The sequence below is a fragment of the Sphaerisporangium siamense genome (assembly GCF_014205275.1).
Classification (GTDB): Bacteria; Actinomycetota; Actinomycetes; order Streptosporangiales; family Streptosporangiaceae; genus Sphaerisporangium; species Sphaerisporangium siamense.
Window position 1 is genome coordinate 5,692,044 of sequence record NZ_JACHND010000001.1, and the last position, 23,941, is coordinate 5,715,984.

At 72.9% G+C, this 23,941-nt stretch carries 24 protein-coding genes and 1 pseudogene; 19 read left to right on the plus strand and 6 right to left on the minus strand.

Annotation, left to right across the window (positions count from 1 at the left end):
* Nucleotides 1-70: 70 nt before the first annotated feature.
* The 8 genes and pseudogenes from BJ982_RS26200 (at nucleotide 71) to BJ982_RS26235 (ending at nucleotide 6,380) form a co-directional block, all read left to right on the plus strand.
* Complete coding sequence (locus BJ982_RS26200) at nucleotides 71-421, plus strand: ArsR/SmtB family transcription factor (RefSeq protein ID WP_184884321.1); 351 nt, start codon at nucleotides 71-73, stop codon at nucleotides 419-421.
* On the plus strand, nucleotides 405-1,301 hold the full coding sequence (locus tag BJ982_RS39665; RefSeq protein ID WP_239122617.1) for an SRPBCC domain-containing protein: 897 nt from the start codon (nucleotides 405-407) through the stop codon (nucleotides 1,299-1,301). Before BJ982_RS26200 ends, BJ982_RS39665 begins: the two co-directional genes overlap by 17 nt.
* Nucleotides 1,302-1,310: 9 nt before the next feature.
* A complete protein-coding gene (locus BJ982_RS26215; RefSeq protein WP_184884323.1) occupies nucleotides 1,311-1,892 on the plus strand; it encodes a TIGR03086 family metal-binding protein in 582 nt (193 codons plus the stop codon).
* Between the two features lie 231 nt (nucleotides 1,893-2,123).
* A complete protein-coding gene (locus tag BJ982_RS26220; RefSeq protein WP_184884325.1) occupies nucleotides 2,124-2,924 on the plus strand; it encodes a putative protein N(5)-glutamine methyltransferase in 801 nt (266 codons plus the stop codon).
* Between the two features lie 138 nt (nucleotides 2,925-3,062).
* On the plus strand, nucleotides 3,063-4,538 hold the full coding sequence (locus tag BJ982_RS26225; RefSeq protein WP_184884327.1) for a class I adenylate-forming enzyme family protein: 1,476 nt from the start codon (nucleotides 3,063-3,065) through the stop codon (nucleotides 4,536-4,538).
* Nucleotides 4,539-4,673: 135 nt separating this feature from the next.
* Nucleotides 4,674-4,826 (plus strand): annotated as a pseudogene (locus tag BJ982_RS40985) (beta-ketoacyl synthase N-terminal-like domain-containing protein); the annotation flags it as partial.
* A gap of 82 nt (nucleotides 4,827-4,908) precedes the next feature.
* The gene (locus tag BJ982_RS38620) at nucleotides 4,909-5,109 is read left to right on the plus strand and encodes a hypothetical protein (protein ID WP_203958789.1); all 201 of its coding nucleotides are present in this window, start codon (nucleotides 4,909-4,911) and stop codon (nucleotides 5,107-5,109) included.
* A 101-nt stretch (nucleotides 5,110-5,210) separates the two neighbouring features.
* Nucleotides 5,211-6,380, plus strand: a complete 1,170-nt coding sequence (locus BJ982_RS26235; RefSeq protein ID WP_184884329.1) for a 2-oxoglutarate and iron-dependent oxygenase domain-containing protein — start codon at nucleotides 5,211-5,213, stop codon at nucleotides 6,378-6,380.
* On the opposite strand, the gene BJ982_RS40595 is transcribed toward BJ982_RS26235, so the two are convergent.
* A complete protein-coding gene (locus BJ982_RS40595) occupies nucleotides 6,297-6,989 on the minus strand; it encodes an ATP-binding protein (RefSeq protein WP_184884331.1) in 693 nt (230 codons plus the stop codon). The two genes, BJ982_RS26235 and BJ982_RS40595, sit on opposite strands and share 84 nt — an antisense overlap.
* 307 nt (nucleotides 6,990-7,296) lie before the next feature.
* Between BJ982_RS40595 and BJ982_RS26245 the strand changes: the two genes are divergently transcribed.
* Entirely contained in the window at nucleotides 7,297-8,118 is an 822-nt protein-coding gene (locus BJ982_RS26245; protein WP_184884333.1) for a helix-turn-helix domain-containing protein, read from the plus strand.
* Nucleotides 8,109-8,321 carry a DUF397 domain-containing protein gene (locus tag BJ982_RS26250; protein WP_203958790.1) on the plus strand — a complete coding sequence of 71 codons (213 nt, stop codon included), beginning with the start codon at nucleotides 8,109-8,111 and terminating at the stop codon, nucleotides 8,319-8,321. Before BJ982_RS26245 ends, BJ982_RS26250 begins: the two co-directional genes overlap by 10 nt.
* A 198-nt stretch (nucleotides 8,322-8,519) precedes the next feature.
* Here the strand turns inward: BJ982_RS26250 and BJ982_RS26255 are convergent, their stop codons facing one another.
* Entirely contained in the window at nucleotides 8,520-9,344 is an 825-nt protein-coding gene (locus BJ982_RS26255; protein WP_184884335.1) for an SDR family oxidoreductase, read from the minus strand.
* Between the two features lie 476 nt (nucleotides 9,345-9,820).
* Here BJ982_RS26255 and BJ982_RS26260 point away from each other — a divergent pair, with 476 nt between their 5' ends.
* The 6 genes from BJ982_RS26260 to BJ982_RS26285 all read left to right on the plus strand — a co-directional run bounded on the left by BJ982_RS26260 (nucleotide 9,821) and on the right by BJ982_RS26285 (nucleotide 15,821).
* The gene (locus tag BJ982_RS26260) at nucleotides 9,821-10,576 is read left to right on the plus strand and encodes an ABC transporter ATP-binding protein (RefSeq protein WP_184884337.1); all 756 of its coding nucleotides are present in this window, start codon (nucleotides 9,821-9,823) and stop codon (nucleotides 10,574-10,576) included.
* Nucleotides 10,561-12,288: a hypothetical protein gene (locus BJ982_RS26265; protein ID WP_184884339.1), complete on the plus strand. Its 1,728-nt coding sequence runs from the start codon at nucleotides 10,561-10,563 to the stop codon at nucleotides 12,286-12,288. Before BJ982_RS26260 ends, BJ982_RS26265 begins: the two co-directional genes overlap by 16 nt.
* 155 nt (nucleotides 12,289-12,443) lie before the next feature.
* Entirely contained in the window at nucleotides 12,444-14,144 is a 1,701-nt protein-coding gene (locus BJ982_RS26270) for an AMP-binding protein (RefSeq protein ID WP_184884341.1), read from the plus strand.
* A 109-nt stretch (nucleotides 14,145-14,253) separates the two neighbouring features.
* Nucleotides 14,254-15,006: an SDR family NAD(P)-dependent oxidoreductase gene (locus BJ982_RS26275; protein WP_184884343.1), complete on the plus strand. Its 753-nt coding sequence runs from the start codon at nucleotides 14,254-14,256 to the stop codon at nucleotides 15,004-15,006.
* 1 nt (nucleotide 15,007) lies between these two features.
* Nucleotides 15,008-15,346 carry an ArsR/SmtB family transcription factor gene (locus tag BJ982_RS26280; RefSeq protein ID WP_184884345.1) on the plus strand — a complete coding sequence of 113 codons (339 nt, stop codon included), beginning with the start codon at nucleotides 15,008-15,010 and terminating at the stop codon, nucleotides 15,344-15,346.
* Nucleotides 15,339-15,821 carry an SRPBCC family protein gene (locus BJ982_RS26285; RefSeq protein WP_184884347.1) on the plus strand — a complete coding sequence of 161 codons (483 nt, stop codon included), beginning with the start codon at nucleotides 15,339-15,341 and terminating at the stop codon, nucleotides 15,819-15,821. The genes BJ982_RS26280 and BJ982_RS26285 overlap by 8 nt, the downstream gene beginning before the upstream one ends.
* Nucleotides 15,822-15,827: 6 nt before the next feature.
* Here BJ982_RS26285 and BJ982_RS26290 read toward each other — a convergent pair whose 3' ends face one another.
* Nucleotides 15,828-17,183: a hypothetical protein gene (locus BJ982_RS26290; protein WP_184884349.1), complete on the minus strand. Its 1,356-nt coding sequence runs from the start codon at nucleotides 17,181-17,183 to the stop codon at nucleotides 15,828-15,830.
* Between the two features lie 71 nt (nucleotides 17,184-17,254).
* Nucleotides 17,255-17,578, minus strand: coding sequence for a PadR family transcriptional regulator (locus BJ982_RS26295; RefSeq protein WP_203958791.1), 324 nt, complete (start codon nucleotides 17,576-17,578; stop codon nucleotides 17,255-17,257).
* A gap of 191 nt (nucleotides 17,579-17,769) precedes the next feature.
* Here BJ982_RS26295 and BJ982_RS26300 point away from each other — a divergent pair, with 191 nt between their 5' ends.
* On the plus strand, nucleotides 17,770-19,059 hold the full coding sequence (locus BJ982_RS26300; RefSeq protein WP_184884351.1) for an epoxide hydrolase family protein: 1,290 nt from the start codon (nucleotides 17,770-17,772) through the stop codon (nucleotides 19,057-19,059).
* Nucleotides 19,060-19,159: 100 nt separating this feature from the next.
* Here BJ982_RS26300 and BJ982_RS26305 read toward each other — a convergent pair whose 3' ends face one another.
* Nucleotides 19,160-20,047, minus strand: coding sequence for a MarR family winged helix-turn-helix transcriptional regulator (locus BJ982_RS26305; RefSeq protein WP_239122619.1), 888 nt, complete (start codon nucleotides 20,045-20,047; stop codon nucleotides 19,160-19,162).
* A 165-nt stretch (nucleotides 20,048-20,212) separates the two neighbouring features.
* On the opposite strand from BJ982_RS26305, the gene BJ982_RS26310 reads away from it, so the two are divergent.
* A complete protein-coding gene (locus BJ982_RS26310) occupies nucleotides 20,213-20,863 on the plus strand; it encodes a hemerythrin domain-containing protein (protein WP_184884353.1) in 651 nt (216 codons plus the stop codon).
* Nucleotides 20,860-22,374 carry an MFS transporter gene (locus tag BJ982_RS26315; RefSeq protein WP_184889977.1) on the plus strand — a complete coding sequence of 505 codons (1,515 nt, stop codon included), beginning with the start codon at nucleotides 20,860-20,862 and terminating at the stop codon, nucleotides 22,372-22,374. Before BJ982_RS26310 ends, BJ982_RS26315 begins: the two co-directional genes overlap by 4 nt.
* Here BJ982_RS26315 and BJ982_RS26320 read toward each other — a convergent pair.
* The gene (locus BJ982_RS26320) at nucleotides 22,364-23,920 is read right to left on the minus strand and encodes a glycoside hydrolase family 13 protein (RefSeq protein ID WP_239122620.1); all 1,557 of its coding nucleotides are present in this window, start codon (nucleotides 23,918-23,920) and stop codon (nucleotides 22,364-22,366) included. The two genes, BJ982_RS26315 and BJ982_RS26320, sit on opposite strands and share 11 nt — an antisense overlap.
* Nucleotides 23,921-23,941 lie beyond the last annotated feature (21 nt).

The window sequence follows — 23,941 nt, forward strand, 5'->3', positions numbered from 1 at the left end:
GCCGTTTGACAACGGTTCGGGCCACCCTGTATTTAACCTATCGGTTAGATAGCCGAATGGTTGGATGAAGATGGCAACGGACACCCTGAGCGTCACCTTCGCCGCGCTCGCCGACCCGACGCGGCGCGCGATCCTGGCCCGCCTCGCGGAAGGCCCCGCGACGGTCAAGGACCTCTCGGCGCCGTTCGCGATGAGCGGTCCCGCCGTGTCCAAGCACCTGCGCGTGCTCGAACGCGCCGGTCTCATCGCCCGCGGCCGCGAGGCCCAGTGGCGTCCCTGCACGCTGGAGGCGGCGCCGCTGAAGGCCGTCGCCGAATGGGCCGCGGCCTACCGGCGGTTCTGGGACGAGAGCCACGACCGGCTGGACGACTACCTGCGGCGCCTGAAGGAGCGGGAGGACGACGATGGACATCGCGCGTAGGCTCGGCGGCGGCACGGCCTTCACCACGCCGTCGGACCGCGAGATCGTCGTCACCCGCGTGCTGGACGTGCCGCGGCGGCTCGTGTTCGACGCCTGGACCAGCCCCGAGCACATCCCGCACTGGATGGGGCCGAAGGCGTGGACCATGCGGGTGTGCGAGATCGACCTGCGCCCCGGGGGCGGGTACCGCTTCGCCTGGAGCGGGCCCGACGGCGCCGAGATGGGCTTCAGCGGCGTCTACCGCGTGATCGACCCGCCCGGCCGCCTGGTCACCACCGAGTCGTGGGACGGCGGGGCCGAGGTGCTCAACACGCTCGTCCTGGAGGAACGGGACGGCGTCACGACCATGACCTGCACGGTTCTCTACCCGTCCAAGGACGTCCGCGACGCGGTGCTCGGCACCGGCATGCGCGCGGGCCTGTCCGAGGGCCTGGACCGTCTCGAACAACGCCTGCGCGCCCGCGCGGGCTCGACCGGAGGGAAGACCACCATGGAATGGAAGCTGGAAGCCGTCCCGATCCCCGTCGCCGACGTGGACAGGGCCAAGCACTTCTACAGCGAGCTCGCCGGCTTCACCGTCGACCACGACAACCGGTTCGGCGAGGACTTCCGCGTGCTGCAGCTCACCCCGCCCGGCTCGGCCTGCTCGATCGTCGTCGGGTCCGGCATCCTCCCCACCGCGCCCGGGTCCGTGCAGGGCCTCACCCTGGTCGTCCCCGACATCCACGCCGCGCGCGCCGAACTGGCCGGGCGCGGCGTGGAGGTCAGCGAGGTCGAGGACCTCACCGCGCCCGGCAAGTCCACGGTCTCGCACGCCTACTTCAACGACCCCGACGGCAACGGCTGGGTCCTCCAGCAGCGCATCCACTTCCCCGGCTGAAGGAGGGACATGGCCGCGTCAGAAGACCAGATCGCCCTGCTGGGGCGCGCGCTCGACCAGACCGGGGCCCTCATCGCGGGCGTCCGGCCCGAGCAGGCCGGGCTGCCGACCCCCTGCCGGTCCTGGGACGTGCGGGCCCTGGTCGCCCACGTGGTGGACGAGGTGCGGCGGTTCGCCGCCGTCACGGCCGGAGGCGAGCGCGACCACCGGGGCGCCGGCGCGATCGGCGACGACTGGGACGGCGCCTACCGCGCGGCGGCGAAGGAACTGCTCGCCGCCTGGCGGGGCCCCGGCGCGCGGGAACGGCCGCACCGCCTGCCCTTCGGGGAGATCCCGGCCGAGTGGGCCGTCGGCCAGCACATCACCGAGCTGGTGATCCACGCCTGGGACATCGCCAAGGCCACCGGCCGGCCCACCGGCCTCGACCCCGAGCTCGGCGAGGCGGCCCTGGCGTGGGGGCTGGCGAACCTCAAGCCGGAGCACCGCGCCGACGAGGCGGACGGCGGCCACGTCGGCCCGCGGATCCAAATCCCCGAGGACGCCCCGCTGTACGACCGCCTCGCCGCCTTCGGCGGACGCGACCCCCGCTGACTCCGAGGCGTTCCACCGTGTCACCGGCCGCCTCCCGGCATCTCTCACCGGGAGGCGGCCGGGATGCGCGGGCGGGGCGGGGTGGGGTAATCTGCCTGTCCTACGACGGACCTACCGGGGAGGTGAGACCCATTACCGCCAGATCGGGCAGGGTGCTCTCGCCGCTCGGCCGTGGGGTCCACCTGGGCTAGGTGACCTGCGGAGCGCCCATGGCACTCCGTGAGGACCTTCATGTCGCTGTCATCTTCCCTTTCCCCGTCAGACGTCGTCACCATGCTGCGCGCCGCCGGATGCGTCTTCGCCGAGGACGAGGCCCGGCTGCTCATCTCCGCGGCCGGCACCTCGGACGACCTCGCCGCCATGGTGGAACGCCGCGTGTCCGGGCAGCCCCTGGAACACGTCGTCGGCTGGGCCGGGTTCCACGGCCTGCGCGTCGCCGTCGGCCCGGGGGTCTTCGTGCCCCGCCGCCGCACCGAGTTCCTCGTCGACCAGGCCCTCGCCGTCACCCCGCCCCGCGCCCGGCCGGTCGTGGTCGACCTGTGCTGCGGCTCGGGGGCGGTCGGCGCCGCGCTGGCCGCGGCCCTCGGACCCGTCGAGCTGCACGCCTCCGACCTCGATCCCGCCGCCGTCCGGTGCGCCCGCCGCAACCTCGCCGAGCTGGGCGCGCGGGTGTACCAGGGGGACCTGTACGAGCCGCTGCCCGCCACGCTGCGGGGCCGCGTCGACCTGCTCGCGGCCAACGCCCCGTACGTCCCCACCGCGGCGGTGGCGCTGCTGCCGTCCGAGGCGCGCGACCACGAGCCGATGACGGCGCTGGACGGCGGCGCCGACGGCCTGGACATCCTCAGGCGTGTGATCGCCGGGGCCCCGGGCTGGCTGGCCCCCGGCGGGCACCTGCTGGTCGAGACCAGCGAACGGCAGGCTCCCCGGCTCGTCGAGACCGCGGACCGTCACGGCCTGCCCGCCCGCGTGGCCGTCTCCGGCGAGGCGGACGCCACCGTCGTCATCGTCACGAGGCCCGCCACGAGCTGATGGAACGCCGGGCCGCGGCGGGCCCGGGGGAGCGCTCGCCCGCCTCCCGGCGCGCCCGGCCATGGCCATCGGGGCAGGTCCATCGCGCGGACCCCGGAGTCTGCCGGGTGCGCGCAGCGTTGCCGGATCATTACCGTGGTGGGAAGCCTGGGAGAGTCCGCGCGAGGTGAGGCCGTCATGGTGAGCGAGGTACGGGGCCATCTGCGGCGCAACGCCGAACGCGCGCCGGACGCCGTCGCGGTCAGGTCGGCGCACGGCGGCCGCGAGGAGTCGGTCACCTGGCCGGAGCTGGGCGAGCTGGCGGACAAGGTGGCCGCGGGCGTCGCCGGGCGGCGCTTCCGCGGCCCGGTGACCGTGGTGGTGGACAACAGCGTGGCGTCGGTCGCGACCGTCCTCGGGTTCGCGCTCGCCGCCGCGGACGTCGCGCTGGTCGAACGCGAGTCGTCGTACCTGCTCGACGAGGACTCCGTCCTGCGCCGGGTCGGCTCGGGACGGGTGGTCTGCCCGCCGGAGGCGGTGGAGCCGCTGTCCGCGCGCGGATACACGTGCCTGTCCTTCGCGGAGCTCGCGGATGGCGCGGGCCTGGACGGCCTGGACGGCACGGTGTCGTCCGGGCGCGTCCGCGACGCGGAGGTCCTGCAGATGACGTCGGGGTCGAGCGGCAGGCCCAAGGCCGCGCGCCAGACCGTGCGCAACGTCCTGCGCGGCGGTGAGCTCTACCGGGACGCGCACCGGGTGACGGCGGCGGACACCATCGTGGCGCCGATGTCGCTCTCGCATTCGTTCCCGCTGGTGGGGGGCCTGGCGACGGCCCTGGTCTCGGGGGCGTCGCTGCGCACCATGACGAGGTTCGCGACCGGCGCCCTGGTGGAGAGCCTGGAGGAGGCGACGGTCCTGCTGGGCACCCCGCTCCTCTTCCGGATGCTGAACACCGTGCTGCCGCGCGACCGCGCCCGGACCCGGTTGCGGCTGAGCCTGTCCTCGGGCGGCCCGCTGCCTCCGGACGTGGCGGAAGGGGCCGTCCAGCGGCTCGGGGCGCCCGTCCACCAGGTGTACGGCAGCACGGAGACCGGGCTGATCGCCTGCCAGTACGACAGGGAGGAGCCGTGGCCGGCCGGATGCGTCGGAACCGTCGCCGACGGTGTGGAGTTCCGCGTCGAGCACGAGGACGACGGGCCGGTCGTGCTGTGGCGGACCGGCACGATGTTCCTCGGGTACGCGGGGACGTCCGCCGGAGGCCCGCGCCCGGACGGTTTCCACCGCTCCGGGGACCACGCCGAGGTCGACGAGCGTGGCCACGTCTTCCTCACGGGCCGTAAGGACACCTTCGTCAACGTGGGCGGGAGGAAGGTGAATCCCGAGCGGGTGGAGCAGGTCCTCGCCGCGCATCCGGGCGTCGTGGAGGTCTGCGTGTACGGGGCTCTCAACGACTTCGGCGAGCAGGAGGTCCGCGCGGCGCTGGTGCTCAGGGCCGGCACGGCCGCCTCCGACGTCGTCGCGTCCTGCCGGGAGCGGCTCATGCCCTACGAGGTCCCCCACCGTGTGCGGGAGATGGCGGCCCTGCCGCGCACGTCGATGGGCAAGATCGACCGGCGTGGGCTCCGGTCGATCTGACCGTGGGACGACGCGGTCACGCCGGGCGGCTCACCCGGTCTCGCGCAGCGGCTGCATTTTCAGATCCGGCGTGCTCTCCCGCGGGCGGCGGGGGACAGCACGAGCCCCTACCTGCAGCCGGGATTCCTGCCCAACATGGCGGCGGCGCGGATCGCCATCGAGCACGGCATCAGGGGGCACAGCTCGGCCATCGCCACGGCGTGCGCCGCGGGCGCGCACGCCGTGGCCGAGGGGCTGCGGCTGATCAGGTCCGGCGACGCCGACGTCGTGGTGTGCGGAGGCTCGGAGTCGCCCCTGAGCCCGACGGCCATCGCCGGGTTCACCAACGCGAGAGCCCTGGCCAGGGGCTGGGACGACCCCGGAGGCGGCCGTGACGGTGATGGCGTTGTCCACCGGGCTCCTGCCGCCGACCCGCAACCTCGACGAGCCGGATCCGGAATGCGCGCTGGACCACGTGCGCGGCACCGCGCGCCGGGCCGGGCCGGTGGCGGCCCTGTCCAACTCCTTCGCCTTCGGCGGGCACAACGTGTCCCTGGTCTTCACCCGCGCGTCCACCGCCGCCACGCGCTGACGTCCGCTGCGATCTTGACGTTACCCAGCCGGATATATCGCTCTATAGGGTCATTTGGAGGGGTCTGCCCTGATCCTGGAAGCCCCATCCAGGAGAGGACGATGACCCAACTGCGTACCTTCACGGTCCCCGCGTCCGTCACCGGGCAGGACTCCGACGCGCGGCTCGCGAAGGACATGATCAGGGCGTGGCAGGAGGACGGCGTCTTCCAGGTCGCCACCCGCCCCCGGCAGGACGCCCTGGTCGCCGCCGCCTACGCCGAGAGCGGGAAGTTCTTCGCCCGGCCGCAGGGCTTCAAGGCGGGCCACGTCAGCGACCTGAGCTACAGCGGCTACACCGCCTCCGGCGAGGAGGTCACCGCCGGCCGGGCCGACAGCGCCGAGATTTTCACCGTCTGCAAGGACCTGCCCGACGACGACCCCCGGGTGCGCGACGGATGGCCCTGCCACGGCCCCGTCCCCTGGCCGGGCGAGGACTACCGGCGCGCCATGACGGTGCTCATGCACGACCTGACCTCGCTCGGCACGCGGCTGCTCCGGCTCACCGCCCTCGGCCTCGGCCTGGCCGACCTGGACGTGTTCACCCGCCTCACCCACGACGGCTGGCACCACATGCGCGTGCTGCGCCTCCCCGCGGTCTCCCCGGGCGACGACCGCGGCACCGGCGGCCACACCGACCACGGCCTGCTGGTCATCGCCTCCCACGACGACACCGGCGGCCTGTACGTCCGCCCGCCCGTCCCCGGCGAGCGGCCCGGCCACGACCGGCCGGCCGGCGAGAGCACGGCCGGGGCGTACGAGGAAGACAAGAAGGACGAGGACGACGACGGCTGGGCCTACGTCCCGCCCGTGCCGCGCGTCCTCACCGTCTTCCCTGGCGACATCATGCGGTTCATGACCGGCGGCGCACTGCCGACCACCCCGCACAAGGTGCCGCCGGCCCCGCACGATCGCCACGCCCTGGCGTACTTCCACGAACCCGGCTTCCAGTCCGTCGCCCGCCCCCTCACCGCCCGGACCACCCCAGGAGACCAGGACCACATCCACTACGGCACGCACGTCACCGCCATCTTCATGCGCGGCCATCCGCGCCGCGTCACCACCGCCCGCATCCACGCCGAGGGCCGCCTGGCGATCCTGGAACAACTGCGCGCCCAGGCCCTGGGGCGGCCTCCGCACGACCCCACCTCAGCCGGGCCCGGATCCCCGCAGGAGACGCCAGCGCGCCCAGACCATCTTGCCGGGGAAGTCGGAGAAGCCGTCCACCCCTGACTCGTCCGCGAGCGCGCCGACGATCCCCAGCCCACGCCCGTGGACGGCCTCGACACCGAGGTCCAGGTAGCGGGGCATGGCCGGGCCGTGGTCGGTGACCTCGACGTGAAGCCGCCCCGCGACGGCCCGCAGCACGAGCGTCACCGGCGCTTCGCCGTGCCGGATCGCATTGGCCAGCAATTCGCCGACCACCAGGACCACGTCGTCGACCGGCACGGACAACTCCCAGTGCCCGAGCACCTCCCGCGCCATGCCACGGGTTCTGCCGATCAACGCCAGATCGTGCGGAAGTTCCCAGCGGACGGCACGCTCACCGTCCTGCGTCGAGGTCATGGTGGCTCCTGGGGGTGAGGGCCTTCGCGAACTCGCGAAGGCCGCGGACAGGCCGCGCGGGGGTGTGAAGAACGCGGGCCCCTCGGCCTCGCGCATCAGGTCACGCAACCGCCCGGCGGTGCGCGCCTCGACGAGCAGAGGTTCGGGCGTGGTCCAGGTGGCGACGGCGTAGAAGTGTCTGGTCCCGAGCCCGTACCAGACACACCAGGCGGGTTCCATCTGGTCGAGGTGCCGTGCTTCCGCCTGCTGGAAGAGATCCCACCGACGTGGAGACACCCGCACCGCCGGTTCCCCTCGCCGATGTTTCCCGTGCCGCCGTGTTCTCTCCTCGGGTTCGATCACGCAGCCTCCTGCACTTATATCCGGACATGTCCGGGTGTTTCTTTGCGGCCCGCGTCATAAATGCGCACAGGGGAAGAGTGTCTCGATCAGGCCACCCGGAGTTTCTCGATTCGCCTCTCAGGGTGCCGCTGAGCAGCTACTTTGTGCGGCAGAAGGCCAGTCACTTCCCGGGACACTTTGTGTTTCCGGCGTGCTCGTTGTGCTGGCGGAGTAGTGATTTCTCGCACCTGAGGGAGCCCAGATGCCCGTACCCCCCGACCCCGACCCGGCCGTCAAGCCGCTCGTCTATCTAGGCGTCGAGATGCGCAAGCACCGGAAAAGGGCTGATCTCTCGCAGAAGCGCGTGGCTCGAATCACGCAATTCAGTCAAAGCCTGGTGGGCTACATCGAACGAGGTGAGCGAACGCCGAGCCAGAACTTCATGCAGCGCTACGACGACGCGGTCGGCTCGGGCGGAGAACTCGTCCGGCTCTGGGCGCGCCTGACACGGGGCGCGAGCCCGAGGTGGTTTCGTAACTGGCTTGAGGTCGAGCAGGAGGCGCACGCTCTGCACTCTTGGGAGCCTCTGTACTTCCCCGGGCTTCTACAGACCGACGAGTATGCCGATCTGGTGATACGGGGTGAGCCCGGCATCACTGAGGATCAGGTGGAGAGGGCGGTCATGGCACGAATGGAACGCCAGGCGATCTTCGACCGTCCTGACTCGCCTATGCTTCGTGTGCTTCTTGACGAAGGTGTCCTCCACCGTCCGATCGGTGGGAAGAAGGTCATGCATTCCCAGCTTCGACGCCTGCTCGAAGCGGTAGAGTCCCCGCGGATCGGAATCCAGATCGTTCCTTTGGCGCTGGGTGTCACCACCGGGCTTCTCGGGGGATTTGCGATCGCCCAGATCTCGGGAAGCCCGGATACTGTGTATATCGAATCCGCGACCCATGGGAACGTGACGGACAATCCAGAGGACGTCGAAGCGATCCATAGCAGGTATGACATGCTCCGAGCCGCAGCGCAGCCGGAACATCTGTCCGTTGGCTTGATCAGAGAGGCGGAGAAACTGTGGACCTGAAAGACGAACTGAGGACCGCCGCCTGGCGCAAGGCGACGAAGAGCGGGTCCAACCAGGGGAACTGTCTTGAGGTGGCTCCGTTGTCAGGTGGGAGGGTCGGGGTTCGGGATACCGAGGCGCCGGAGAAGGAGCCCTTCGTGGTGAGCGCCGCCGTCTGGGACGCCTTCGTCGATGGGGCCAAGAAGGGCGAGTTCGACTTCTAGGAGAGACGTGACGTACCGCTGAGATGAGCTGAAAGTCCCATCCATGGGGTTCGCTCTGCCCTGTCGTGGCCGACCGGGGGCTGTGACTGTGAGGGTATGGCCGTGAACTTGGGCGCCGCCTGCTACGGCACGTGGCGGCCGGCGGTTCGTGCCGGCCGCCACGTTTCGAGCCGGGGCAGGCGGGCTTCATCGGCCGCATCAGCGGAACTCGTCCGCGTGGTCGGCCGCCCATTGGTCGAAACCGGTCGCGGGACGTCCGAGGACGTCCTGGACGGTGGAGGTCGCGGGCGAGTTTCCGGCGGCGGCGTCGTCGAGGTAGCGCAGCACCGCTTCCGCCTCCTCTCGCGGCATGAACCATGAGAAGCGTTCCAGCGCGGCGTCGCGGGACAGCGCCCGCACCGGGATCCGGGCGCCCACGGCGCGGCCGATCGCGGCGGCCTGGTCGCGCTGGGATATCCGGGCCGGGCCGGTGAGCATTCCGCTCAGCGCCGGCGTGGTGGCGCCGGTCAGCGCCGCGCACGCGACGGCGGCGACGTCCCGTTCATGGATCGGAGCGGTCAGCGCATCAGGCTGGTACAGCGGCAGACTTCCCATGTCCCGGATCGCATACGCCCAGGCCAGCGTGTTGGTGGCCAGCACCAGTGGGCGGATCGGCACCACGATCGGATCCCCGGCGGCGACGAACGCGGCCTCGACCTCGCGGTGACCTTCGGTGAGGAGGTTTCCCGCCGAGGTGGGGTGGATGACGCTGCCCGAGGACAGCAGCACGACCCGCTCCACACCGGCGGCGCGGGCGGTCCGGACGACACCCTCGACGCCCTTCCGGCTCGCGTAGAGGAACACCTGCCCGGCGCCCTCGAACGCCGGGAGAAGGCTCGCCGGATCGGTCAGGTCCGCGGCGAACACCTCGACGCCGTCGGGGAACCGCCCCGGCTCGGGACGCCGTGCGGAGGCGCGGACCGGAAGCCCGTGGGCCAGAAGCTGTTCGAGGACGCACCTGCCGACGCTTCCGCGGGCTCCCACGACAAGAGTGGGCCTTGGATTAGAAGAGGTCATCACGGCTCCCATGCGCGTAGTCGGTACGCGCCATGGGGCCGGATCGGCCGATGGGGCGTTCCGACGCGGCACCCCACTGCGGGCAAGTGTACGGCTCCACGACCGCAGGCTTCCACGCGCGCCGGGCCGGATGAGCCGACCCGTCCGTGATCGACGTCCCGACGAGCACCTGGCGGACGCAGGGTACCGCCTCACCATCGAACCCGTCGGCGGCCGCTCACCGCACGCCTGTCTGCCGTCCGAGTGTGGGACCGCCTGATCGCCGTCTCGGGCGACCCCGGGCCGAGGCCGGCCGCGGTCCGGGACAGGCCGGTTCCTGTCCGGGACAGGGCGGCGCCATCGACGACGTGCCCGATACCTGCTGAAATGATCGCCGTCGCGAACGCGGCGGCCTGGGCCACCGAACCGCCCATCCTCTCCTCTCTCGTCCCCCGGAGCACAGCATGACGCCAGCGCTGGAGATCAGCGGGCTCACCAAAAGATTCGGCGGCGACCTCGCCGTCGACGGCATCGACCTCAGCGTCCCGCAGGGCTCGTTCTTCGGGCTCGTCGGGCAGAACGGCGCCGGCAAGACCACCACCCTGTCCATGGCGGTCGGCCTGCTGCGGCCCGACGGCGGCGCGGCGAGGATCTTCGGTGAGGACGTGTGGTCGGCCCCCGGGCGGGCCAAGGCCATGGTCGGCGTGCTGCCCGACGGCCTGGCCATGCCCGAGCGCCTCACCGGACGCGAAGTGCTCACCTACCTGGGCCTGCTGCGCGGCCTGGCCAAGGACGTGGTGACCCGGCGGGCCGAGGAGCTGCTGGACGTGCTGGAGCTGGACGAGGCCGAGAAGACGCTGGTCATCGAGTACTCGACCGGCATGCGAAAGAAGATCGGCCTGGCCACCGCGCTGCTGCACTCGCCCCGGCTGCTCGTGCTGGACGAGCCGTTCGAGGCGGTGGACCCCGTGTCGGCCGCCACCATCAAGACGATCCTGCGCGGCTTCGTCGCGGGCGGCGGCTCGATCGTGCTGTCCAGCCACGTGATGGCGCTGGTCGAGCAGCTGTGCGACCACGTGGCCGTGATCGACAAGGGGAAGGTGGCCGCCGCCGGCACGCTGGAGGAGGTGCGCGGCGCGCGCTCGCTGGAGGACACCTTCGTCGCGCTCGTCGGCGACCAGGACAACGGGGTCAAGGAGCTGTCGTGGCTGTCGCGCTGACCATGGCCCACATGAAGGTGGCCGTGCTGCGCCACGCCTACCGCGGCGGGCGCGCGCAGACGGCCGCGACGGGCGCCGCGCTCGGCGTGCTGCTGGCGGCCGGCACGGTGTACCTGGCGTTCGCGTACCCGGACCTGCTGGCGGCCGGGTACGCGGTGTGGCTGCTCGGCTGGATGCTCGGCCCGGTCTTCATGGGCGGCGGCGACGAGACCCTGCGGCCGGAGTACTTCTCCCTGCTCGGCCTGCCCCCGCGCCGCCTGGCGGCGGGCCTGCTGGTGGCGGCGTTCGTCGGAGTCGCGCCGCTGGTTAGCCTGTGCGCGCTGCTCGGCCTGCTGGTCTCGGGGCTGCGGCTCGGCGTCGTCAACGCCCTGGTCGCCGTGCCCGCGATCGTGCTGCAACTCGCCGTGTTCGTCCTGTTGTCGAAGGTGGCGGTGGCGGTGGTCGGGCTGGCGCTGCGGTCACGGCTCGGCGCGATCGCCTCGGGTGTGCTCAACGGCGCGATCCTGGCGGCGCTCGGCCAGATCTGGGTCTTCTTCTGGGCCTTCGGCAAGACGGGCGTGCCGTCCGAGGTCCGCTACCTGCCCTCCGGCTGGGGGCTGCTCGCCGCCCGGGGCGACTGGTGGGCGCTGGCGGCGCTGGCCGTGCTGGTGCTGCTGCTCCTCGGCGCGTGGGCGGCGCTGCTCGCCCGGCGCGCGGGCGCGGCGCGCACCTCCGCGCGGGGCAGGCGCCCGATGACGGCGGCCACCGCCACCGGCGCGATCGTCGCCAAGGAACTGCGCACCTGGTCGCGCGACCTGGTGCGCAACCACCAGCTCACCTTCGCCCTGTCCTACGGCGTGTGCTTCGCGGCCAGCCCCCTGATCCTCGGCTGGGACGGCATGCTGCCCTACGCCGGGCCGATCTTCGTCGTGATGGCCGCCGCGATGGCGTCCAACCTCTACGGGACCGACGGCACGGCGCTGTGGCTGACGCTGATGACCCCCGGCGCGAGCGACGTGCGCGGCAGGCAGCTGGCCTGGCTGTCGGCGCAGGCGCCGGTGGCGGTCGTGCTGACCGTGGTGTGCGCCGCGATCACGGGCGGCCCGTGGCCGCTGGTCCTGGCGCTGCTGTTCGCCCTGCTGGGCGGCGCGGCCGGGCTGGTGCCGCTGGTCTCGGTGTACGGGCTCGTGCCCGGCACCGACCCGCACCGCCGCGCGGGCAACCCGCTGCGCACCAGCGAGGACGACGGCGGGCTGACCGGGCTGGCCTACCTCATGCTCGCCCTGGTGATCGTCACCGGTGCGCCCGCGGCGCTGGTGGCGCTGCGGTACGGCTGGGCGGGCGTGGCCGCCGGCGTCGTGACCGGGGCGCTGTGCTCCTGGGGCTTCGGCCTGCTGGCCGAGCGGCGGCTGCGCTCGCACGGCCCCGAGCTGCTGGACGTCATGCGGACCGGCCGCAAGCCGCAGGCGACCGTGAAGTCCCGCTTCGACGGTCTGCCCAAGACGCGCAGGACGATCGCCTGGTGGTGCTTCGGTTTCGGCGCCATCCCGCTGGTCCCGCAGGGCGTCGTCGCGGCCGTCTTCGTGTCCGACGGCATGCTCCGCCACAGCTGGTTCCTGGCCACCTACATGTCCCCCGGCCTGCGTTACCCGGTCGCCGCCGCCTTCATCGCGCTCGGCCTCGCGATGTACGGCACCGGCCTGTGGATCGTCAAACCCCGCCCCTCACGCTGACCCCGCGCGTGTCACGCCCTCGCGGAGGCCGAGACCGGGCACGGAAGCGCGGAAGGGTGGAGTTCTGGGCCGCTCTTCCCGCACGATGGTCTGGCCCGGGCGCGACGCGCGCACGGGTGGGGCACCAGTGGTGGATCGAGACGAAGGAGCGTCCGATGCACGTGACCGACGCCTACCGGGCCGCGCGGGACCGGTTGCTGGCGCTGCGCGAGGACCTGCCTCGCGCGGTGGCGGAGTTCCGCTGGCCGGAGCTGGGGGACCGGTTCAACTGGGCGGTGGACTGGTTCGACGCCGTCGCCCGCGGCAACGACCGTCCCGCGCTCATCGTCGCCGAGGAGGACGGGTCCACGACGCGTCGCACCTTCGCCGAGATGTCACGGGACTCCGACCGGCTGGCGGCGTGGCTGGCCGCCCACGGGGTCGCCAAGAAGGACCCGGTGCTGCTGATGCTCGGCAACCAGGTCGAACTGTGGGAGTCGACGCTCGCGCTCATGAAGCTGGGGGCGGTGATCGTGCCCACGACCGGCGCGGCCGCCGCCGCCGACCTCGCCGACCGGATCACGCGCGGCCGCGTGCGGCACGTGATCTGCAATGCCGCGGACACCGCGCGGTTCGCTCAGGTGCCCGGCGACTACGGCCGCGTCAGCGTGGGCGAGGCGACCGGCTGGGCCGACCTGCGCGGCGCCCGTGAGCGGGAGCACGTCCCCATCGCCCACCCGGGCACGGCCCCGGGCGACCCGCTGCTGCTGTACTTCACCTCGGGGACGACCTCGCGTCCCAAGCTCGTGGAGCACACGCAGGTCTCCTATCCGGTGGGGCACCTGACCACCTTGTACTTCCTCGGCCTGCTGCCCGGTGACGTGCACCTGAACATCTCCTCGCCCGGGTGGGCGAAGCATTCGTGGTCCTGCTTCTTCGCGCCGTGGACCGCCGAGGCGACCGTGTTCGTCCACAACTACCGGCGCTTCGACGCCGCCGCGCTCCTCCGGCGGTTGCGCGAGCACAGGGTCAGCACGTTCTGCGCGCCGCCCACGGTGTGGCGCATGCTGATCAACGCCGACCTGGGGGAGCGCCCCGCCGCGCTGCGCGAGGTGGCCGCGGCGGGAGAGCCGCTCAACCCCGAGGTGATCGAGCGGGTGCGCCGCGCGTGGGGCGTGACGATCCGCGACGGGTTCGGGCAGACCGAGACCACCGCCCAGATCGGCAACACTCCGGGTTCCCCGGTACGGCCGGGGTCGATGGGCCGCCCGCTGCCCGGCGTGCCGGTCGTGCTGGTCGACCCGGTCAGCGGACGCCCGCTCGACGGCCCGGGTGAGGGCGAGATCTGCCTGGACCTCTCCGAGGCGCCGCTGCCGCTGATGCGCGGCTACCGGGGCGGCCCGGAGCACACGGCCGCGGCGATGGCCGGCGGCTACTACCACACGGCCGACATGGCCGCCGTCGACGCCGACGGGTACATCACCTACGTCGGCCGGACGGACGAGGTGTTCAAGGCCAGCGACTACAAGATCAGTCCGTTCGAGCTGGAATCGGTGCTGATCGAGCACCCTGCGGTCGCCGAGGCCGCCGTGGTCCCCGCCCCGGACCCGGTGCGGCTCGCCGTCCCCAAGGCGTACATCTCGCTGGCCCCCGGCCACGAGCCGACGAGGGAGACCGCGCACTCGATCCTGCGGCACGCCCGCCGGAAGCTGGCGCCCTACCAGCGGGTCCGGCGGATCGAGTTCGCCGAGCTGCCCAAGACCATCTCGGGAAAGATCCGCCGGGTCGAGCTCCGCGCCCGCGAGAACGACCGGGCCACCGGGAGCGGCGAGGGCGCCGAGTGGCGTGACGACCAGTTCCCCGATCTCGCGAACTGACCCGCCGGCCGTAGGGCAGGGCTCCGTCTCAAGGGGACGCTGGACGGCGCCCGCCCTCGTCAGGTAGCTTGCTCAACCTGAAGGTTGATAAACCGAAAGGTTGAATGCAATGCTCTTGGAGAACAAGGTCGCCGTCGTTCACGGCGCCGGCGGGACCATCGGGGGTGCGGTGGCCAGGGCGTTCGCGCGCGAGGGGGCGCGGGTCTTCCTGGCCGGGCGCACCCGGGCCACCCTGGAGAAGGTCGCCGCCGGCATCCGCGCCGCCGGCGGCGCGGCCGAGACCGCCGAGGTCGACGCGCTGGACGAGGACGCCGTCGAGACCTTCGCCGCCGCGGTGGCCGCGCGGGCCGGCGGGATCGACGTCTGCTTCAACGCCATCGACGTCCAGGACGTGCAGAAGCCGCTGATGGAGATCACCGCGGAGGAGTTCGTCCGGCCGATCGTGACCGCCACGCGCACACACTTCCTGACCACCAGGGCGGCGGTCCGGCACATGATCCCCCGCGGGTCCGGGGTGATCCTTCTGTTCGGCGGCGGCGGCCCCCAGACCCTTCCGGGGCTCGGCGGGTTCAAAGTCGCGCTCGACGCCCTGGAGGGCCTGCGCCGGCAGTGGGCGTGCGAGGCCGGGAAGCACGGCGTCCGCGTCGTCACCATGGTCACGGGCGGCGTGCCGGAGAGCCTGCCGGAAGACTTCCCGGGCAGGGAGGAGCTCACCGCGGCGCTGAGTGCCGAGACCCTGCTCGGACGGGCCGCCACCCTGGCCGACGTGGGGAACGTCGCCGCGTTCGTCGCTTCCGACCTGGCCAGGACCATGACCTCGGCGACCGTCAACGTCTCCTGCGGCGCCATCGTGGACCACTGACGTGCCGGACGACCGGCTCAGCCTCACCTTCGCCGCCCTGGCCGACCCGACCAGGCGCGCCATACTCGCCAGGCTCGCCGAGGGAGAGGCGACGGTCAACGAACTGGCCGCGCCGTTCGACATGAGCCTGCAGGCGGTCTCCAAGCACCTGAAGGTGCTGGAACGGGCGGGGCTGATCACACGGGGCCGCGACGCGCAGTGGCGTCCGTGCCGCCTGGAGGCCGAGCCGCTGGACGCGGCCTCGGAGTGGATCGCGCGCTACCGCGACCGCTGGGCCGCCCGGCTCGACCGCATCGACCAAGAGATCAAGCGCATACAGCGAGGAGAACACCATGAGTGAGACCGAGTTCGTCATCGAGCCCGGCCGCCAGGACATCGTCATGACCCGTGTCTTCGACGCCCCGAGAGAGCTCGTGTTCCGGGTGATCACCGACCCTGGGCTGCTGCCGAGTTGGTGGGGGCCGCACTCCCTGGCCACCCGGGTGGATCGCATGGAGCTCAGACCGGGCGGGCTCTGGCGGTTCGTCAACATCGACGCCGATGGCGTGGAATGGGGCTTCCACGGCGTCTACCACGACGTCGTGGCGCCGGAGCGGTACGTGCGGACCTGGGTGTTCGAGGGCGCGCCCGAGGACGTGGCACTGGAGACGGTCAGCCTTTCCGAGACGGACCGCGGGACCGAGTACGTCGCCCAGACCGTGCACCCGTCGGTGGAGGCCCGCGACGCGATCATCCGCGCCGGCGGTCCGAGAGGCGGCCAGGAGTCGATGGACCGCCTCGCCGACGTGCTCGCACGCCAGGCGGCGACACCTTGATCCGTGTCATGCCGTCGTGGTCGCGTCCGGTTCGGCGGGCGGGGGAGTGGGCCTCTCCGGCGCGGGCGAACGCCGGCGCGGCCTGACAAGGGCCCAGAGCAGGGTGGCGAGGAGGGAACCGAGCGCCAGGAGGCCGAAGTAGGGATCCTCGGCGCCCGCGCGGTCATTGGCGAGGCGGTCGGCGGCGGCGACGTTCGCCGGGCTCGTGTGCGGAACCCAGGACGCCGCGACCTGCAACAGCCCGTCCGCCACGATGAAGATCGCCAAAGCCGCCACGACCCCCGCACACACCCCGCCGATCAGCACCTGATCGCCACGCTCCACCCCAGAATCCTGCGCCCCAGAATGGTGCGCCCGGGAGTCCTGCGCCTGGGAACCCACAGCCTGGCAACCCTCAGCGCGGGAAGCATCCTCAGCCCGGGATCTTTTCGGCTCGGAACCGTCCTCCGAGAGACTCTCCGGCTCGGGACCTTGCGACCCGGGCGCATCCGTCTCATGACCGGCAGAGACCGGCCGCCTGTCCGTGATCAGCATGGCGGCCAGGGTGGCGCCCGTGACCGCCGCGAGTGCCGGGGCGCTGGACGGCGGCAGTGGAGGCCACAGCAGCACGGGCGCCGTGAACGCGGTCGCCGCCACGGCGCCGCAGCCGCCGCCGATCCGCAGGACGCGCGCGGGCGCGGGCGACCAGGTGGAGGTCACCGCGAGAAAGGCGGTCATGTAGAGGGCGAGGACGCAGGTCAGGATCGGCAGGCCCACCCAGGCCTTCTCCTCCGCGCCGGCGGTCGCCGCGCCGAACTCGGTGATGACGAGCACGGCCGCCGCGCCGACCAGAACGCAGCCGCCCGCCCGCAGGACCCGGCTGGTTCCGGTACGGGCCGCCGGGCCGAGCGGGCCGCGCAGCCGGCCGAGCCATGGAAGCGCGAGCAGGACCATCACCAGGCCGACGAGGGCGTCGCGGAGCGGCCCGTAGGCGACCCCACCCGTCGTGACCAGCGCCGCCGCGACCACTCCCAGCGTGAGCAGCGCGCACGCGGCGGTGCCGAGGAGGCGGGGGCGGGTCAGCGAGACCCGCAGGCAGCCGAGGGCGAACCGCCACCGCGCGGGCGCGGACTCGATCCCGGCCAGCTCGGCCCGCATGGCCAGCCCCCACTGCCGCCGCCCCTCCGGCAGCAGCCACACCGCCACCGACAGCAGCCGCTCGGCCCCGTCCGCCGGCGTCCCTGCCCCTGCCGGTACGCGCGCGTCGGCCCCGGCGGAACCGCCCGGCGGGACGGCCCCCGGCCGAGGTACGGCTCCGCCGGAGGGAATGGGTCCCGGTGGAGGCACGGCGTCGTCTGGCGGGACGGCCTCTGGCCTGGACATGGCGCCGTCCGACGGGATGGGCTCTGGCCGAGGCATGGCGTCGTCCGGGGGGACGTGGTCCCGGGGGCCGGTCACCAGGCGTTCCTCGGGCGGGGGGACGGAAGGGGGTCGGCGGGCGCGGAGGCGTGTTCGGGAGCGGGGGTGTGGGCGGCGGTGTAGCGGAGGCCGGCGGGGGTGAGGCGGTACAGGTGGCGGGGGGGCCGGCCGGGGGGCGCTTCGGTCTCCCAGGTGTGTTCGAGGAGCTCGCGGTCGCACAGGCGCATGAGGATCGGGTACAGCGAGCCCGCCTTCAGCCCCACCTCGCGCCCGAGTTCGTAGCCGTACCGCCAGGTGGCGGGGTCGGCGGCCAGGGCCGCCAGGACGGCCACGGTCTGCCGGGACGGTCGTCGCGTCACAGCGAAACTCTACCTATATAGAGTTAGTACCGGCAAGACATGGCCCGTGACGCCACCCGTCCGGCCGTAGGGGTGCCCCCAGAGCACCCACGTCTTCTCTTGTCTCGGCGACGGCGCGTTCCTAGCGTCCATGTCGTCTAGCACGGGTTCTCTCGTCGCCGGTCGAGGCCGGCGCGGGCAAGGGAGCGTACATGTCGAAAGAAGGGCACGCCACGTCACGGCGTGGAGTGCTGAAAGGTCTTGCCGCGGCGACCGTGGCGGCGCCGCCGGTCTGGGCGGTGTCCCAGGCGTCGTCGGCGCTCGCCGGGACCGTCACCGCGGGGGGACCGGAACTGCCGCCCGCCACCGAGGCGGTCACCCCGTTACGCCTGCACGTCCCCCAGTCGATCCTCACCGACCTGCGCGGCCGGCTGGGGAACGTCCGCTGGCCGGGCCAAGAGCTGGTGACGGACTGGTCGCAGGGCGTGCCGCTGCGCCGCCTGCAGAAGCTGACCGAGTACTGGCGCACCCGCTACGACTGGCGGCGCCTGGAGAACCGGCTCAACGCCGTCGGCCAGTACCGCACGCTCATCGACGGCGTGGCCGTCCACTTCCTGCACGCGCGGTCCCCGCACCGCGACGCGACGCCGATCATCCTCTCCCACGGCTGGCCGGGTTCCGTCGTCGACTTCCTGGACGTCATCGAGCCGCTCACCGACCCGACCCGCCACGGCGGGCGGCCCGAGGACGCGTTCCACGTCGTCGTGCCGTCCCTGCCCGGCTTCGGCTTCTCCGGCAAGCCCGAGGTGACCGGCTGGAACTCCGCCCGCATCGCCAAGGCCTGGATCGTGCTCATGCGGCGGCTCGGCTACCAGCGCTACATCACCCAGGGCGGTGACTGGGGCGGCTGCGTCGCCACCTTCATGGGCAAGCTGCGGCCGAGGGAGCTCGCCGCCGTCCACCTGAACTTCCCGATGCTGATGAGCGCGCCGCTGTCGAGCGATCCGACGCCGGAGGAGCAGGAAGCCCTCGCGCAGATGGCCGAGCACGGGGCCAACGGTGCGGCCTTCTCCCAGGCGATGCGGACCGAGCCGCAGACGTGGAGCTACGGCCTGACCGACTCTCCGGTCGGCCTGGCGGGCTGGATCTACGAGAAGCTCGCCCTCTGGAGCGACAGCGGCAAGAACCCCGAGGGCATCTGGAGCTACGACCAGATACTCGACACCATCATGATGTACTGGGTGCCCGACACCGTCGTCTCCGCCGCCCGGCTGTACTGGGAGGGCCTCGCCACGGACTACATCACCCAGGAGCTCGACCTGCCGGTCGGCGTCAGCGTGTTCCCCAAGGAGCTGTACCGGCCGCCGCGGATCTGGGGTGAGCGCGTGTACCGCGACCTGCGGTACTGGAACAAGCCCGAGCGCGGCGGCCACTTCGCCGCCTTCGAGCAGCCGGAGCTGTTCACCGAGGAACTGCGCAGGTTCGTCCGCGTCGTGCGCTGATCCTTGAGGCACATCGGAGCTCCGGCCGGCGACGGCGACCCGCGAGGTCACCGTCACCGGCCGGAGTTTCGTCGTTCAGCGGTGATTCGATCCCCGGCGCTCAGGCCCGGGGCGCGCCGGCTCCGGGGGAGAGCAGCTTGGTCAGCAGCGCGCGCAGCTCCTCCTCGGGGGCGGGGCCGAGGAGGGCGAGGACCTCGGCGCGCAGGCCCTCGATCGCGGCGCGGACGTCGGTCAGGCGTTCGCGGCCGAGCGGGGTGAGCTCCAGGGCGTAGCGGCGGCGGTCGCGCGGGTCCTGGCCGCGGGTGACGAGGCCCGCCTCGACCAGTTCGTCGATCACCTGGGCCGCGGCCGGCTCGGTGATGTCCAGGTAGCGGGCGAGTTCCTGCTGCGGGCACGGCGCGAGCAGGGCGAGCGCGGACAGCGGGCCGAAGTGGCGGGTGCGCAGACCGGCGCCGGACAGCAGCGCGTCGCCCTGCCGGCGCAGCCGGTGGTACGCCTGGGTGACCAGGTACTCGACGCTCTGGACGGCCGGGGCCTCCGGTTCGGGGAGCATCATGGCCAGCAGCGCGGCGAGCCGGGCGCGCTCGTCGGGGGTGAGCGCCGCGGTGACGCGGGCGTCCCGGTCGGACACCGGCCGCCGCATCGCGTCGCGCGCCGCCCGGCCGGCCGGGGTCAGCGTCAGCACGTACGAGCGCCGGTTCGCCGGGTTGCGCGTCCGGGTGACGTGCCCGGCCTCCTCCAGCCGGTCGATGAGCCGCACCATGATCGTGCGGTTGATGCCCAGCTTCTCCGCCAGGTCCTGCTGGGAGTAGCCGTCCTGGTCGGCGAGCGTGTCGAGGACGACGAAGTCGCGCGACCGCGGGCCCTCGCGCATGGCCTCGGCGGTGAACAGCACGAACACCCGGCGCAGCATGTTGCCCACCGACCGGCCGAGCAGCGCGGCCAGGGTCGTGTCCTCCGCGGGCTCCGCCCCGCCGTCTCGCCGCACGCGCCACCTCCGTGCCCACACCTTACCGAAGCCGTGATGGTTGGATAGTTGATGGTTGGGGGCGAATCAGTTGGCATGTTGACAGTTAAGCAGATGGACGATTAGCGTCGGGAGCCCCCAGGCCGGACGAAAGAGACGGCCCGGGCCACGACAGGAGAAGACGCCATGACCAGCACGACCGCCCGCCTTGACATGACGATGATGTACGCGGTGCACGACGCCCTCCGGCGCGACGCCGAGCGCGTCGCCCGGATCGCCGCACGCCGGGACGACGACCCCCGCCGCCTGCTGCGCGCCGCCGCCGGATGGCAGATGTTCACGAGCTACCTGCGCGTCCACCACACCACCGAGGACGACGTCCTGTGGCCGGACATGCGGCGGACCCTGGCGGACCGGCCGGACGACCTGGCCCTCCTGGACGCCATGGAGGCCGAGCACGGCGCCATCGACCCCCTGCTGAACGCCGTCGACGCCGCCCTCGCCGACCGCGAGGCCGGGCCCGGGCGGCTCGGCGGGCTCACCGACGCCCTGGTCACCACCCTGACCGGCCACCTGCGCCACGAGGAGGCCGAGGCGTTGCCGCTCATCGGCGCGACGCTGGCCGAGACGCGGTGGCGGCGCTTCGGCGAGGAGCACCGCGCGCGCGTCGGCACGGGCGTCCCCCGCTACCTGCCATGGGTGCTGGACGGCATCGACGCCGAGCGCGCCGCGCGGATACTCGGCGGCATGCCCGAGCGGCTGCGCGCGGCCTACCACGACGCGTGGCGTCCGGCCTACGCCGGTTCGGCCCTCTGGAGCCGCGGGGAGGAGGCGTGACCGGCCCGCGACGGCCCGGCGTCCAAGACGCACTCCGGGACGAGGCGACGCGGGCGGGCTGGGAGAAGGACGCGGTGCACGGCCCCGCACCAGGACAGGCCACGTCCGGCGCCAAGGCGCCTCTGCGGGCGGGGCTCGCGCTGGTGGTGATCGCCGCGGCGCAGCTCATGCTGGTCCTGGACGGCACGATCATGAACGTCGCCCTGCCCAGCATCCAGAAGGCGCTGGCGCTGCCGCCGGCCGACCTGGACTGGCTCGTCACCGCCTACGCCCTGACCTTCGGCGGCCTGCTCCTCGCCGGCGGACGGGCCGGGGACCTGTTCGGCCGCAGGAGGGTCTTCCGCGCGGGCCTGGTGCTGTTCGCCGCGGCCTCCCTGCTCGGCGGGCTGGCCCCCGGCCAGGGGGCGCTGGTCGCCGCCCGCGCCCTGCAAGGAGTCGGGGCCGCCGTCGCCGCCCCGGCCGCGCTGTCCCTGCTGGCCACCACCTTCCCCGCCGGGCCGGCCCGCGCCAGGGCGCTCGGCGTGTACGGGGCGATGGGGGCGCTCGGCTCGGTCGCGGGGTTGCTGCTGGGCGGCGTGCTCACCGAGTACCTGAGCTGGCGGTGGGTGCTGTTCGTCAACGTCCCCATCGCCGTCCTGGTGCTGGCGGGCACCTCGGCGCTGGTGGACGGCGGCCGGGACCGGGGCCGCGCCGACCTGCCGGGCGCGCTCACCGCCACCGCCGGGCTCGCCGCGCTCGTGTACGCCGTCAAACGGGGCGGCTCGCACGGCTGGGCGGACACGACCACGATCGCGGGCCTGGGCGCGGCGGCCGTCCTTGCGGCCGGTTTCGTGCTCCTCCAGCGGCGGTCCCGCCACCCCATGCTGCCCGGCCGCGTGCTGCGCGACCGGGACAGGGCCGCCGCCTACCTGGTGATCTTCCTGGTCGGCGCGGGCATGTTCGCCACGTTCTACTTCCTCACCCTGTACATGCAGGTCGTGCGGGAGTTCACGGCGATGGGCACCGGGCTCGCGTTCCTGCCCTTCGCAGCCGGCATCGGGCTGTCCGCCGGCGTGACCGGGCCCCGGCTCCTCGCCCGCGCCTCCGGCCGCGCCGTCACGCTCGCCGGACTGGCGCCGGCGGCCGGCGGCATGGCCTGGCTCGCCCTGCTCACCCCGGCGCAGGGCTACCTGGCCGTCCTGCTGCCCGCGCAGCTCGTCGCGGGGACGGGGCTCGGCCTCGTCTTCGTCGCCACGACCGTCGCCGGCGTGCGGGGCGTCGCGCCGGAGGACACCGGCGTGGCGGCCGGAGTGCTCAACACCGCCCAGCAGGTCGGCGGCGCGGTCGGCCTCGCCGGGCTCGCGGCCGTGGCGTCGGCGGCCACCGCCGGGGCGCCGCCCGGCACGGCGGCGGCCGACGCGCTCACCCGCGGCCACACCACCGGCTTCCTGGTCGCGGGGGCCCTGTACGTCGCGGCGCTGGCCGTCGCGGCGTGGCTTCCGCGCGCCGGACGGCCTCCGGTCACGTCCTGAACCAGGCGGTGGTGGACGGGGCCACCGTCCCCGGGGCCGCGTCGTCCGAGGCCAGGACCGGTTCGCCCCACGGCGTCTCGTACGGCTCGGCGCCGAAGACCGTGACGCTGACCAGGTCGCCACGCCGGAACGCGACGACGTCGGGGCGGCCGGCGGGCACCCATTCCAGCGGTCCGCCGATGCCGCGCCGCACCTCCAGGGCCCGCCGGTGCAGCTCCCACGTCGAGCCGGGCGTCCCGATCTGCGGCTCGATGGCGAAGTCCGTGAACCAGTCCGGCTGCGGCAGCCATGTGTCGCCGGAGGCGGAGAAGCCGAACGAAGGGCCGATGGTGGTCCAGGGGAGGGGGACGCGGCAGCCGTCCCGCCCGTAGTCGGCGGTGCCCGAGCGCAGCCACGCCGGGTCCTGGCGTGCCTCGTCGGGCAGGTCCATCACCTCGGGGAGCCCGGCCTCCTCGCCCTGGTAGAGGTAGACCGAGCCGGGTAGGGCCAGCACCAGCATCATCGCGGCCCGCGCCCGGCGCACCCCGAGCGGGACGTCGACCTCGCCCCTAGGCCGCGTGGGCGGCCCGCCGGTGTAGGACACCAGGCCGTACCGGCTGACCGCGCGGTGCACGTCGTGGTTGGCCAGCGTCCAGGTGATGGACGCGCCGGTGGCGGCGATCTGCTCCAGGCCGCCGCTGATCGAGGTGTGGAACCGCGCGGCGTCCCACGGGCACAGCAGCAGGTCGAAGTAGAACGCCTGGGGCAGCTCGTCGGGCCGCAGGTAGAGGGCCAGGTCGTCGATCGTGGGCACCCAGATCTCGCCGACCAGCGTGAGGTCGCGGCCGTACCCGTCGGCGATCTTGCGCCAGCGGCGCAGCACGTCGTGCACCTCGGGCTGGTTCTGGGCGAGGATGTTGTACTCGGGGTAGTTCGGCCAGTCGGGCAGGTCGGCGTGCTTGAACAGCATGTGCGCCACGTCGATGCGCATCCCGTCCACCCCGCGGTCGAACCAGAACCGCAGCACCTCCTCGAAGTAGGCGGCGACCTCCGGGTTGCGCCAGTTGAAGTCGGGCTGCCCGCGGTCGAAGCTGTGCAGGTACCACTCGTCGCCGGCCTTGCTCCAGGCGGGGCCGCCGAAGGCGGAGCGCCAGTTGTTCGGCGGCAGGTCCCCGACGCCGGGACGGAAGACGAACCGTTCGCGGGCCGCGGGGTCGCCCGCGAGCGCGGCCTGGAACCACGGATGCTCGGCCGAGCAGTGGTTCGGCACCAGGTCCATGAGCACCTTCAGGCCGCGGGCGTGCGCGTCGGCGAGCGTCCGGTCGAAGGCGGGCAGGCCGCCGTACCGGGCGTCGATGCCGGTGTAGTCGGACACGTCGTAGCCGTGGTCGGCGCCGGGGGAGGGGTAGATGGGGTTGAGCCACAAACCGTCCACGCCGAGGGACCTGAGGTAGTCCAGCCGCCGGCGGAGCCCTTCCAGGTCACCGACGCCGTCGCCGTCGGTGTCGGCGAAGGAGCGCAGGTACACCTGGTAGATGACGGCGTCCTGCCACCATGTTCCGTTCACTCGGCCTCCTGGGAAGATGGG

Bases quoted from the DNA above. Each gene is read 5' to 3' on its own strand.
- BJ982_RS26200 (WP_184884321.1), top strand. From the start codon at position 71: ATGGCAACGGACACCCTGAGCGTCACCTTCGCCGCGCTCGCCGACCCG.
- BJ982_RS39665 (WP_239122617.1), top strand. From the start codon at position 405: ATGGACATCGCGCGTAGGCTCGGCGGCGGCACGGCCTTCACCACGCCG.
- BJ982_RS26215 (WP_184884323.1), top strand. From the start codon at position 1,311: ATGGCCGCGTCAGAAGACCAGATCGCCCTGCTGGGGCGCGCGCTCGAC.
- BJ982_RS26220 (WP_184884325.1), top strand. From the start codon at position 2,124: ATGTCGCTGTCATCTTCCCTTTCCCCGTCAGACGTCGTCACCATGCTG.
- BJ982_RS26235 (WP_184884329.1), top strand. From the start codon at position 5,211: ATGACCCAACTGCGTACCTTCACGGTCCCCGCGTCCGTCACCGGGCAG.
- BJ982_RS26245 (WP_184884333.1), top strand. From the start codon at position 7,297: ATGCCCGTACCCCCCGACCCCGACCCGGCCGTCAAGCCGCTCGTCTAT.
- BJ982_RS26260 (WP_184884337.1), top strand. From the start codon at position 9,821: ATGACGCCAGCGCTGGAGATCAGCGGGCTCACCAAAAGATTCGGCGGC.
- BJ982_RS26270 (WP_184884341.1), top strand. From the start codon at position 12,444: ATGCACGTGACCGACGCCTACCGGGCCGCGCGGGACCGGTTGCTGGCG.
- BJ982_RS26275 (WP_184884343.1), top strand. From the start codon at position 14,254: ATGCTCTTGGAGAACAAGGTCGCCGTCGTTCACGGCGCCGGCGGGACC.
- BJ982_RS26285 (WP_184884347.1), top strand. From the start codon at position 15,339: ATGAGTGAGACCGAGTTCGTCATCGAGCCCGGCCGCCAGGACATCGTC.
- BJ982_RS26290 (WP_184884349.1), bottom strand. From the start codon at position 17,183: ATGTCCAGGCCAGAGGCCGTCCCGCCAGACGACGCCGTGCCTCCACCG.
- BJ982_RS26300 (WP_184884351.1), top strand. From the start codon at position 17,770: ATGTCGAAAGAAGGGCACGCCACGTCACGGCGTGGAGTGCTGAAAGGT.
- BJ982_RS26310 (WP_184884353.1), top strand. From the start codon at position 20,213: ATGACCAGCACGACCGCCCGCCTTGACATGACGATGATGTACGCGGTG.